The sequence below is a fragment of the Streptomyces sp. NPDC005017 genome, assembly GCF_042873115.1.
Lineage (GTDB): Bacteria > Actinomycetota > Actinomycetes > Streptomycetales > Streptomycetaceae > Streptomyces.
The window spans coordinates 344,879-355,336 of record NZ_JBIALD010000007.1 but is presented as its reverse complement, the minus strand read 5'-3'; the positions used below and the strand labels follow the sequence as shown (position 1 = coordinate 355,336).

At 73.4% G+C, this 10,458-nt stretch carries 12 protein-coding genes and 1 rRNA gene; 10 read left to right on the top strand and 3 right to left on the bottom strand.

Translation table 11 applies throughout. The annotated features are described in order from the left end of the window. Nucleotides 1-92 (top strand): 5S ribosomal RNA (gene rrf / locus ACFYR0_RS14065); the annotation flags it as partial. A gap of 87 nt (nucleotides 93-179) precedes the next feature. Here rrf and ACFYR0_RS14060 read toward each other — a convergent pair. Beyond that, nucleotides 180-698 (bottom strand): hypothetical protein, encoded by a 519-nt coding sequence (locus ACFYR0_RS14060; RefSeq protein WP_389326301.1) that lies wholly within the window; start codon nucleotides 696-698, stop codon nucleotides 180-182. An 85-nt stretch (nucleotides 699-783) separates the two neighbouring features. Between ACFYR0_RS14060 and ACFYR0_RS14055 the strand changes: the two genes are divergently transcribed. Further along, nucleotides 784-1,566: a hypothetical protein gene (locus ACFYR0_RS14055; protein WP_389326299.1), complete on the top strand. Its 783-nt coding sequence runs from the start codon at nucleotides 784-786 to the stop codon at nucleotides 1,564-1,566. After that, nucleotides 1,458-2,288, top strand: coding sequence for a hypothetical protein (locus tag ACFYR0_RS14050; protein WP_389326296.1), 831 nt, complete (start codon nucleotides 1,458-1,460; stop codon nucleotides 2,286-2,288). Before ACFYR0_RS14055 ends, ACFYR0_RS14050 begins: the two co-directional genes overlap by 109 nt. Nucleotides 2,289-2,401: 113 nt before the next feature. Here ACFYR0_RS14050 and ACFYR0_RS14045 read toward each other — a convergent pair whose 3' ends face one another. After that, complete coding sequence (locus ACFYR0_RS14045; RefSeq protein ID WP_389326257.1) at nucleotides 2,402-3,685, bottom strand: DUF1015 family protein; 1,284 nt, start codon at nucleotides 3,683-3,685, stop codon at nucleotides 2,402-2,404. A gap of 74 nt (nucleotides 3,686-3,759) precedes the next feature. On the opposite strand from ACFYR0_RS14045, the gene ACFYR0_RS14040 reads away from it, so the two are divergent. The 4 genes from ACFYR0_RS14040 (at nucleotide 3,760) to ACFYR0_RS14025 (ending at nucleotide 7,904) form a co-directional block, all read left to right on the top strand. Next, the gene (locus ACFYR0_RS14040; protein ID WP_389326254.1) at nucleotides 3,760-4,788 is read left to right on the top strand and encodes an HAD hydrolase-like protein; all 1,029 of its coding nucleotides are present in this window, start codon (nucleotides 3,760-3,762) and stop codon (nucleotides 4,786-4,788) included. Nucleotides 4,789-4,921: 133 nt separating this feature from the next. Then, a complete protein-coding gene (locus ACFYR0_RS14035; RefSeq protein ID WP_389326251.1) occupies nucleotides 4,922-5,965 on the top strand; it encodes a FecCD family ABC transporter permease in 1,044 nt (347 codons plus the stop codon). Beyond that, nucleotides 5,962-7,023 (top strand): FecCD family ABC transporter permease, encoded by a 1,062-nt coding sequence (locus ACFYR0_RS14030; protein ID WP_389326248.1) that lies wholly within the window; start codon nucleotides 5,962-5,964, stop codon nucleotides 7,021-7,023. The genes ACFYR0_RS14035 and ACFYR0_RS14030 overlap by 4 nt, the downstream gene beginning before the upstream one ends. After that, a complete protein-coding gene (locus tag ACFYR0_RS14025) occupies nucleotides 7,020-7,904 on the top strand; it encodes an ABC transporter ATP-binding protein (RefSeq protein ID WP_389326245.1) in 885 nt (294 codons plus the stop codon). Before ACFYR0_RS14030 ends, ACFYR0_RS14025 begins: the two co-directional genes overlap by 4 nt. Before the next feature lie 54 nt (nucleotides 7,905-7,958). On the opposite strand, the gene ACFYR0_RS14020 is transcribed toward ACFYR0_RS14025, so the two are convergent. Beyond that, complete coding sequence (locus ACFYR0_RS14020; protein WP_389326242.1) at nucleotides 7,959-8,306, bottom strand: sterol-binding protein; 348 nt, start codon at nucleotides 8,304-8,306, stop codon at nucleotides 7,959-7,961. 42 nt (nucleotides 8,307-8,348) lie between these two features. Here ACFYR0_RS14020 and ACFYR0_RS14015 point away from each other — a divergent pair, with 42 nt between their 5' ends. Genes ACFYR0_RS14015 through ACFYR0_RS14005 form a run of 3 tightly spaced genes read left to right on the top strand, consistent with a single transcriptional unit; the run spans nucleotide 8,349 to nucleotide 10,385 of the window. Then, the gene (locus ACFYR0_RS14015; RefSeq protein WP_389326239.1) at nucleotides 8,349-8,660 is read left to right on the top strand and encodes a hypothetical protein; all 312 of its coding nucleotides are present in this window, start codon (nucleotides 8,349-8,351) and stop codon (nucleotides 8,658-8,660) included. A 7-nt stretch (nucleotides 8,661-8,667) separates the two neighbouring features. Further along, complete coding sequence (locus ACFYR0_RS14010) at nucleotides 8,668-9,483, top strand: TlyA family RNA methyltransferase (RefSeq protein ID WP_389326236.1); 816 nt, start codon at nucleotides 8,668-8,670, stop codon at nucleotides 9,481-9,483. Next, nucleotides 9,480-10,385, top strand: coding sequence for an NAD kinase (locus tag ACFYR0_RS14005; protein WP_386376935.1), 906 nt, complete (start codon nucleotides 9,480-9,482; stop codon nucleotides 10,383-10,385). The genes ACFYR0_RS14010 and ACFYR0_RS14005 overlap by 4 nt, the downstream gene beginning before the upstream one ends. Nucleotides 10,386-10,458 lie beyond the last annotated feature (73 nt).

Sequence of the window (10,458 nt, the reverse complement as noted above, 5' to 3'; positions counted from 1 at the left end):
CGCCCGGTTACATTCCGAACCCGGAAGCTAAGCCTTACAGCGCCGATGGTACTGCAGGGGGGACCCTGTGGGAGAGTAGGACGCCGCCGAACAATCTTTGGAGGACCCCTGGTCCCAGCGTTCAGCTGGGACCAGGGGTCCTTTTGTTTTTACAATGCTTGAGGTACCGAAGACAGGAGTCACCCATGTCCACCAACTCTCCCGACGACCGACCGGAGCGCGACCAGCGGCGACGGGACAGTGGTGATCGTGGTGCCCGCGGCGGGTTCCGCCGTGACGACCGCGGTGACCGCGGCGACCGTCGTGACGATCGCGGTGGCCGAGGCGACCGTGGTGGCTTCCGCCGTGACGACCGTGGTGACCGTCCCGCGTTCCGCCGCGACGACGACCGTGGCGGTCACGGCCGCCGTGACGACCGCGGCGACCGGGGCGACCGGGGCGGTTTCCGCCGCGACGACCGTGGCGACCGGGGCGACCGGGGCGGTTTCCGCCGCGACGACCGTGGCGATCGCGGTGGTGACCGTCCCGCGTTCCGCCGCGACGACCGTGGCGAGCGTCGTGACGACCGCGGCGGGTTCCGTCGTGACGACAACCGGGGTGGCGACAACCGTGGTGGCGGCTACGGCCGTCGCGACGACCGGGGCGACCGTCGCGACGGTGACCGGGGCGGGGATCGCGGCGGGTTCCGTCCGTCGCACCAGCGAGACGATCGTGGACCGCGTCGCGACGACCGTGACGGTGGCTTCCGGCGCGACGATCGCGGTGACCGTCCCGCCTACCGTCGTGACGACAACCGTGGTGACCGTCCCGCGTTCCGCCGCGACGACAACCGTGGTGGCGGCTACGGCCGTCGCGACGACCGGGGCGGCGAGCGCCGTGACGACCGCGGTGGCTTCCGTCGTGACGACAACCGTGGTGGCGGCTACGGCGGCCGGCGTGACGACCGCGGCGGCGACCGAGGCGGGTTCCGTCGTGACGACCGCGGGGGCGACCGTCCGGCCTACCGCCGTGACGACGACCGGGGCGACCGTCCGTCGTTCCGCCGTGACGACCGTGGTGGTGACCGTCCCGCGTTCCGGCGCGACGACGACCGCGGCGGCTACGGCCGTAGGGACGACCGTCGCGACGACCGGCGTGACGACCGCGGTGACCGTCCGGCCTACCGCCGTGACGACGACCGCGGTGGCTTCCGTCGTGACGACAACCGTGGTGGCGGCTACGGCGGCCGGCGTGACGACCGCGGCGGCGACCGAGGCGGCGAGCGTGGCGGATTCCGTCGTGACGACCGCGGGGGCGAGCGTGGCGGTTTCCGTCGTGACGACCGTGGCGGGCGGCCCGGTGGCGACCGCGGCGGGTTCCGCGGGCGCGGCGGGGACGACCGGCGTGGTGGCGACGACCGGCGCGGTGGCGGCCGGTTCCGCGAGGAGCGCGAGCGCGATCGTGAGCCGATCAAGCGGCTGCCGATCCCCGAGGACGTCACGGGCGACGAGATCGACGGCGACGTGCGGCAGGAGCTCCAGAGCCTGCCCAAGACGCTCGCCGAGGACGTCGCCAGGAACCTGGTGATGGTCGCGCGTCTCATCGACGAGGACCCCGAGGGCGCGTACGGCTACTCCAAGGTGGCCCTGCGCCTGGCGTCGCGTGTCGCGGCGGTGCGTGAGGCGGCCGGTTTCGCGGCGTACGCGAACCAGAAGTACTCCGAGGCGCTCGCCGAGTTCCGGGCCGCGCGGCGGATGACCGGGTCCGTGGAGCTGTGGCCCGTCATGGCGGACTGCGAACGCGGACTGGGCCGGCCCGAGAAGGCGCTGGACATGGCCGGCGCGCCCGAGGTGAACAAGCTCGACAAGGCGAGCCAGGTCGAGATGCGGCTCGTCGCCGCCGGTGCGCGGCGTGACATGGGGCAGCTCGACGCGGCCATCGTGACGCTCCAGAGCCCCGAGCTGGCCTCCAACGCCGTACAGCCGTGGACCGCGCGGCTGCGGTACGCCTACGCCGACGCCCTGCTGGCGGCCGGTCGTGAGGGCGAGGCGCGGGAGTGGTTCGCGAAGGCCGTGGAGGCCGACCGGGACGGCAGCACGGACGCCTCCGACCGGCTGGCCGAGATGGACGGTGTCGAGTTCGTCGACGCGCTCGACGAGACCGAGACCGAGGCCGCCGACGGCGAGGCCGTCGTGGAGGTCCGGGACGACAAGCGCGCCGATGACGTCGAGGACGCGGACGACCTCGACGAGGACGAGGACGACGACTTCGACGAGGACGACGAGGACGAGGTCGACGGCAAGAGCTGACCTCGGTCTCACGGCCGAATGACAAGCAGTACGGCAAAGGGCGGGGCCCCCGAGTGGGGTCCCGCCCTTTTGCGTGTCCGGCTCCCTCCGGCTCCGCCCGCTCCCGGGCGTCCTCAGATGTCGAGGGCGCGCAGCACCAGGCCGGAGGCCGGTTTGGGGCCGAAGGACGTCGACTTGCGGGGCATGGTGACGCCCTGGCGGGCGAGGTCGCGGACCACGGCCTCGCGGACGGGGTGCATCAGGACGGCCGTACTGCCGTGGCGTTCGGCCTTGCGGACGGTGGCGGCCGTGTCGTGGATGTAGGCGATGCGGGCCGGGTCGTCCTCGGGGATGCGCCAGACGTGGTCGAGGAGCGTGGCGTGCAGGACGGTCGCGTCCAGGGTGCGCCAGGCGGCGGGGCGGTCGGCGGGGACGGTGCGGGCGAGCAGGTCCGGGTCGGGCCGGTCGACGAGGTGGAAGGCGCCGTCGCCGGCCAGGAGGAAGGCGTTGCCCTCGCAGGCCGCGTCGGCCAGTGCCTCCAGGGCGCCCGGCAGCGGCAGGTCGAGGGAGCGGACGCGGAAGTGGTCGCGGATCGAGGCCAGGGCGTCGGCGACCGGCAGGCCGTGCAGAAGGCGGTGGATGGCCCGCACGCGCAGCGGGTAGCGGGAGGTGTCGACCAGCAGGACGAGGCCGAGGTCCCAGGGGCTGGGGGAGGCGTGCTCGGCGCGCAGTCGGCGGTAGGTGGCCCAGCGGTGGTGGCCGTCGGCGATGAGGGCCTGGTGGTGGGCCAGGTCGGTCTGCACGCGGCTCAGGTCGTCCGGGTCGGTGACCGACCACAGGTGGTGGTGGTAGCCGTCCTCGGTGAGGGTGGCGAGCAGCGGCGGCCGCTGGGCGGTGCGCTCGACGACCTCGGCGGCGGAGCCGTTGCCGTGGTAGGTCAGCAGCAGGGGTTCGAGGTTCGCGGAGGTGGCCCGCATCAGGGCGGCGCGGTCGGCGACGACGTGCGGCATGACGTCCTCGTGGGGCAGGACGATGCCCTCGGCGGGGTCGGAGACGCGCAGGGTGCCGATGAGGCCGCGCTGGAGCATGCCGTCGGAGTGGCGTTGCTCGTACACGTACAGGGCGGGCTCGGGGTCGGCGGTGAGGACGCCCTCCGAGAGCCAGCGGCGCAGTGTGTCGGCCGCCTGTTCGGTGCGGGCGCCGACGGTGCCGGCCTGGGGGAGGATCAGCCGGACGATGTTGTGCGGGTCCGCGTCCTGGAGGTGGTGCACTCCGTCGGGGCGTACGACGACGTCGTACGGAGGGGAGGTGACGGCGGCGAGACTGCCGACCCGGTCGGGGTCGTAGCGCAGGCCTCGGAACGGGGTGAGTTCCAGGCCTCGGGGCGCCGTTGCTTCCGAGTGACCTGCAGTGTTCATCACGGCATCGTACGTGTGTCGGTGGCATGCGGGATGATCGGGGGAAAGGCCGGACCAACGAGGAGCGATGCGGAATGAGCCAGGGCGTCAGGACGAGGCCCGAGGGCAGTGGGCGGGCCCTGAGCGCGGCGTACGACACGGCGCTGCTCGACCTGGACGGGGTGGTGTACGCGGGCGGGAGCGCCATCGTGCACGCCGTCGGGTCGCTGGCGACCGCCCGGGAGGGCGGGATGCATCTGGCGTACGTCACGAACAACGCGCTGCGGACCCCGGACGCGGTGGCCGGGCATCTGACCGAGCTGGGGATACCGACGGACGCGGGGGACGTCATCACCTCGGCGCAGGCGGTCGCGCGGCTGATCAGTGAGCAGGTGCCGGCGGGGTCGCGGGTGCTGGTGATCGGTGGCGAGGGGCTGCGGGTGGCGCTGCGGGAGCGGGGGCTGGTGCCCGTGGAGAGCGCGGACGACGATCCGGCGGCGGTGGTGCAGGGGTACGGTGGCCCTGACCTCGCCTGGGGGCGGTTCGCCGAGGCCTCGTACGCGGTGGCGCGCGGGGTGCCGTGGTTCGCGTCGAACACCGATCTGACGATTCCGAGCGGGCGGGGCATCGCGCCGGGCAACGGGGCGGCGGTGCAGGTGGTGCGGATCGCGACCGGGGCCGAGCCCCAGGTGGCGGGCAAGCCGCTGCCGCCCATGCACCGGGAGACGATCCTGCGGACGGGTGCCCGGCGGCCGCTGGTGGTGGGGGACCGGCTGGACACGGACATCGAGGGCGCGTTCAACGGCGAGGTGGACTCGCTGCTGGTGCTGACCGGTGTGACCGACGGGGCGCTGCTGCTGGCCGCTCCGCCGCAGCACCGGCCGACGTATGTCGACGCGGATCTGCGCGGGTTGCTCACGGGGCAGCCGGAGGTCGCCGAGGCCGGGGAGGGCTTCCGGTGCGGGGGCTGGACGGCGACGGCGGGTGACGGGCGGCTGGAAGTCGACGGTGAGGGCGAGGCCCTGGACGGGCTGCGGGCGCTGTGCGCGGCGGCGTGGACGGCGGCCGGGGAGGGCTCCTGCACGCTCGACGCGGAGAAGGCGCTGGCCAGACTGGGGCTCTGAGGGGGTCTCAGGAGCGACGGGCCGTGACGCGTGGGTGCCGAGGTGCTGAGGGGTCCTCGGCGGATACGGGAGCCGTACGGAAGGTGGTGACCGGGCATCGTCCGGAATGGGAGGGTAGGCTAACCTAACCTGCGTGTTGGTCGACAGTCCTCCCGAACAGCGCGCGGAAACCGCCCCCGCGCCCCCCGAGCGCGGCGCGATACGCGCGGTCGGGCTTCTCGTCTCCGTCCTGATCCTGGCGCTCGTCGCCGTGGCGAGCATAGCGATCGGGGCCAAGGAACTGTCCCTGGACCAGGTCTGGCACGGCCTGTTCCAGGACAGCGGGACCTACGGCGACGTCGTCGTGGACGAGCGGCTGTCGCGGACGCTGCTCGGACTGCTCGCGGGGGCCGCGCTGGGCCTGTCGGGGGCCGTGCTCCAGGCGCTCACCCGCAACCCGCTGGCCGACCCGGGCCTGCTCGGCATCAACGCCGGGGCCTCCGCCGCCGTGGTCACCGCGATCACCTTCTTCGGGGTCACGAGCCTGAGCGGCTATGTGTGGTTCGCCTTCCTCGGGGCCGCGGCGGTGGGGGCTCTGGTCTGGTTCCTCGGCGGCAGCCGGGGCGCCACGCCCGTACGGCTCGCGCTCGCCGGGACCGCGCTCAGCGCCGCGCTCTACGGCTACCTCCAGGCCGTGATGATCATGGACGAGGCGGCGCTCGGCAAGATGCGCTTCTGGACGGTCGGTTCGCTGAACTCGGCGACCGACGAGACCATCACCCAGGTGCTGCCCTTCCTGGCGGTCGGCACGCTGCTCGCCCTCGCCCTCGCCCGTCCGCTGAACGCGATGGCGATGGGCGACGACACGGCGAAGGCTCTCGGCGCCCATCTGGGCCGCACCAGGGCGCTGTCCATGCTGGCCGCGACCGTGCTGTGCGGGGCGGCGACCGCCGCCTGCGGCCCGATCGTGTTCGTCGGCCTGATGGTGCCGCACGTCGTGCGCTCCTTCACCGGGCCCGACCTGCGCTGGATCCTGCCGTACGCGACGGTCCTGTCGCCCGTGCTGCTGCTCGGCGCCGACGTCATCGGCCGGATCGTGGCCCGGCCGGCGGAGCTCCAGGTCGGCATCGTCACCGCGATCATCGGCGGCCCGGTCTTCATCTTTCTCGTACGACGGCGGAGGACGGCCCAGCTGTGAGCAGCGCAGTGAAGAAGCCGCGCGGGGCCACCCGCGCGCTGCGTACCCCGGGCGGGCTGTCCGTCCGTGTCGACCTGCGCGCGTTCCTCGTGGTCGCGGCCCTGCTGGTGGCCGCGCTCGCCGCGAGCGTGCTGCTGATCGGCACCGGCGACTTCCCCATCGCGGCCGGGGACGTGCTCAGGACGCTGGCCGGGAACGGCGACGCGGGGCAGGAGTTCATCGTCAACGAGCTGCGTCTGCCGCGCGTCCTGGTCGGGCTGCTGGTCGGCGCCTCGCTGGGCCTGGGCGGCGCGCTGTTCCAGGCCGTCTCGCGCAACCCGCTGGGCAGCCCCGACGTGCTCGGCCTCGGACAGGGCGCCACGGCCGGCGCGCTGACCGTCATCGTGCTCATGTCCGGCAGCGCGGGCCAGGTCGCGGCCGGAGCGCTGATCGGCGGGCTGGTCACCGGCGCGGCGATCTATCTGCTCGCCTGGAAGCGGGGCGTGCACGGCTACCGGCTGGTGCTGGTGGGCATCGGTGTGTCGGCCGTCGCCACCGCCGTCAACGGCTATCTGCTCACCAAGGCCGACCTCGTCGACGCCTCCCGCGCGGTCGTCTGGATGACCGGATCGCTCAGCGGCCGGGGCTGGGAGCAGGTGTGGCCGCTGCTCTGGCTGTGCGTCGTACTGGTCCCGCTCGTCCTCGCCAACGCGCGCGGGCTGCGGATGACGGAGATGGGCGACGACGTCTCCAACGCGCTGGGGGTGCGCGTGGAACGCGTGCGGCTGGTGCTGATGGTGGCGGCCGTCCTGCTCACCGCGTCCGCCACCGCCGCCGCCGGGCCGATCAGCTTCGTCGCGCTCACCGCACCGCAGCTCGCCCGGCGCCTGACCCGTTCGCCCGGCCCGAACCTGCTGGCGTCCCTGTGCATGGGCGCCGCCCTGCTGGTCGTCGCCGACTGGGTCTCGCAGCGGCTGTTCGGCGCCGACCAGCTCCCCGTGGGCGTGGTGACCGGCGTGGTCGGCGGGGTCTACCTGCTGTGGCTGCTGGTCACCGAGCGCCGGGCGGGCCGGATATGACGACGGACCCGCGCGCAGCCGCGTACCAGAACACCTCGAGGAGCACCGTGAACCGCCTGTCCGCCGAGAACGTCACCCTCGCCTACGACCAGCGGGTGATCGCCGAGCAGCTGTCGGTGGAGATCCCCGACAACTCCTTCACGGTGATCGTCGGGCCGAACGCCTGCGGCAAGTCGACACTGCTGCGCGCGCTGTCGCGGATGCTCAGGCCGAGCCAGGGCCGGGTGCTGCTGGACGGGCAGGTCATCCAGTCGATGCCGGCGAAGAAGGTCGCGCGCACCCTCGGGCTGCTGCCGCAGTCCTCGGTCGCCCCGGAGGGGATCACGGTCGCCGACCTGGTGGGCCGCGGCCGCTATCCGCACCAGGGCATCCTGCGCCAGTGGTCGGCCGAGGACGAGCGGGTGGTCCGTGAGTCGATGGCCCAGACGGGAGTCGCCGAGCTGGCCGACCGCTACGTCGACGAGCTGTCCGGCGGCCAGCGTCAGCGCGTGTGGATCGCGATGGCGCTCGCCCAGCAGACGCCCCTGCTGCTGCTCGACGAGCCGACGACCTACCTCGACATCCAGCACCAGATCGACGTGCTGGACCTGTGCGCCGAACTGCACGAGACGCAGGGCCGCACCCTCGTGGCCGTCCTGCACGACCTCAACCACGCGGCCCGGTACGCCACGCATCTGATCGCCCTCAAGGGCGGCCGGGTCATCGCCCAGGGCGCGCCGGACGAGGTCGTCACGGCCGGCCTGGTGGAGGAGGTCTTCAACCTGCGCTGCCAGGTCATCGACGACCCGGAGACGGGCACCCCGCTGGTGGTGCCGGCCGCGCGCAAGGCACGGGCGCGGCCACAGGCGACGGCGAAGGCGGGAGCCGCGGAAGCGTCCTGAGCGGGGCGGGTCCGGCGCCGGAGGCCGACCGGCCGGACGCGACCTCCGGAAGCCCTACAGGAGCTTCCTGAGCCGGAACAGGTCCATCAGGCTCGCCTCCAGCCTCACCCGGCCCGAGCCCCAGGCCTTCGCGAAGTGCAGTCCGCCGCCGACCAGGGCCACCAGGTCGTCGCCCGCCATGGCGAGCCTGATCTGGGCCCGGTCCGGGGGCGGGCCCTGGACGGCGTCCCGGACATGGATGCGGCCGCCCGACATCCGGCCCACGAAGGTGACGTCCAGATCGGTGATGTGACAGCTCACCGAGCGGTCCAGGGCGGCGGCCGCGCGGACGTCGCCCTCGGCGCGCCGCATGTTGTCCGAGAGCGTCTCCAGTGCCGCACGGCACTCGTCGATCGTGGCCATCGGGACCGACGGTACCGCAGCGGTTCGGGGTAGCGTCTGGGCATGAACGACGCAGCCCCCGAGCCGGACCCCGCCGGGCAGTCCGGGCCGGACCTCCACCCGGAGGACACCGCCGCGCCCGAGGAGGACCCCTCGGCCCCGGCCCCCCTCGACATCGCGCGCACCCCCACCGGCGACGCCGGGGTCGACGCGCAGCTCGACCGGCTGGCCGACGCCGACCACCTCGCCACGGACGGACATCTGGAGGTGTACGAGGATGTACACCGGGGGCTGCGCGACGCGCTCACCGCGCTCGACGCCCGCCCGGGACCCCCGGCGCCCCCGTCCTCGACGCCGTACCAGAGCAGGAGCTGAACCGAACGTGGCAGGAGTCGCACGCCGCCGTCTCGACGCGGAGCTGGTCCGCCGGAAGCTCGCCCGCTCGCGCGAGCACGCCAGCCAGCTGATCGCCGCGGGCCGGGTGACCGTCGGCAGGACCGTCGCGACCAAACCCGCCACCCAGGTGGAGACCGCCGCGGCGATCGTCGTCGTGAGCGACGACAGCGATCCCGAGTACGTCTCCCGGGGCGGGCACAAGCTCGCCGGGGCGCTGGAGGCGTTCGTGCCGCAGGGGCTCGCGGTGCGGGGGCGGCGGGCCCTGGACGCCGGCGCGTCGACCGGCGGGTTCACCGATGTGCTGCTGCGTGCGGGCGCCGCGCACGTCGTCGCCGTCGACGTCGGCTACGGACAGCTCGCGTGGTCTCTCCGGAGCGATGAACGCGTCACCGTCAAGGACCGTACGAACGTACGCGAGTTGACGCTTGAGGCGATCGATGGGGAGCCTGTGGATCTGGTGGTGGGGGATCTTTCGTTCATCCCGCTCGGACTGGTGCTGCCCGCCCTGGCGCGGTGCGTGCGACCGGACGCCGATCTGGTGATGATGGTCAAGCCGCAGTTCGAGGTGGGCAAGGAACGGCTGGGCAGCGGGGGTGTCGTACGGAGTCCGCAACTGCGGGCGGACGCCGTGCGGGGTGTGGCCGGCAAGGCGTGGGAACTGGGGCTCGGGGTGCGAGGAGTCACCGCCAGTCCGCTGCCCGGGCCTTCCGGGAACGTCGAGTACTTTCTGTGGCTGCGGGCCGGTGCCCCCGCGCTGGACCCGGCCGACGTTGACCGTGCAGTGGCGGAGGGGCCGCGTTGACACAGAACCGAGCTCGTACTGTTTTCCTGCTGGCCCACACCGGGCGGCCGGCAGCCATTCGCAGCGCCGAGCTCGTGGTGAAGGGCCTGCTGCGGTCCGGCATCGGCGTGCGTGTCCTGGAGTACGAGGCCGCCGACCTGCCGCTGCCGGACGAGGTGGAGCTGGTCAAGGAGGCCACCCCGCAGTGCCTCGACGACTGCGAGCTGCTGATCGTGCTCGGCGGGGACGGGACGCTGCTGCGCGGGGCGGAGTTCGCCCGGGCCTCCGGGGTGCCCATGCTGGGCGTGAACCTCGGACGGGTGGGCTTCCTGGCCGAGGCCGAGCGCGACGACCTCGACAAGGTCGTCGACCGGGTGGTCACGAAGTCCTACGAGGTCGAGGAGCGGATGACCGTCGACGTCGTGGTGCACAGCAACGGCGACATCGTGCACACCGACTGGGCGCTCAACGAGGCGGCCGTGCAGAAGGCCGGCGCCGAGAAGCTGCTCGAGGTCGTCCTGGAGATCGACGGGCGGCCCGTCACCGGGTTCGGTTGCGACGGGATCGTGCTGTCCACGCCCACGGGCTCCACGGCGTACGCCTTCTCGGCCGGCGGGCCCGTGGTGTGGCCCGAGGTGGAGGCGCTGCTGATGGTGCCGATCAGCGCGCACGCGCTGTTCGCCAAGCCGCTGGTCACCTCGCCGGACTCGGTGCTCGCGGTGGAGGTCCTGCCGCACATCCCGCCCGGGGTGCTGTGGTGCGACGGACGGCGGACGGTCGAGCTGCCCGCGGGCGCGCGTGTGGAGGTACGCCGGGGCGCCGTGCCCGTCAGGCTGGCGCGGCTGCACCACGCCTCGTTCACGGACCGGCTCGTGGCGAAGTTCGCGCTGCCCGTCTCCGGGTGGCGGGGGGCGCCGCACTAGCCCGTGCGGGCATCTGGGGGCGCCCCACCAGCCCGTGCGGGCATGCTTCCCTCGCGCGGGTGACAAGGGCGCC

Excerpts from the sequence above, each read along its gene's own strand:
- ACFYR0_RS14045 (WP_389326257.1), bottom strand. The coding sequence starts at position 3,685 with ATGAACACTGCAGGTCACTCGGAAGCAACGGCGCCCCGAGGCCTGGAA.
- ACFYR0_RS14040 (WP_389326254.1), top strand. The coding sequence starts at position 3,760 with ATGAGCCAGGGCGTCAGGACGAGGCCCGAGGGCAGTGGGCGGGCCCTG.
- ACFYR0_RS14025 (WP_389326245.1), top strand. The coding sequence starts at position 7,020 with ATGACGACGGACCCGCGCGCAGCCGCGTACCAGAACACCTCGAGGAGC.
- ACFYR0_RS14020 (WP_389326242.1), bottom strand. The coding sequence starts at position 8,306 with ATGGCCACGATCGACGAGTGCCGTGCGGCACTGGAGACGCTCTCGGAC.
- ACFYR0_RS14015 (WP_389326239.1), top strand. The coding sequence starts at position 8,349 with ATGAACGACGCAGCCCCCGAGCCGGACCCCGCCGGGCAGTCCGGGCCG.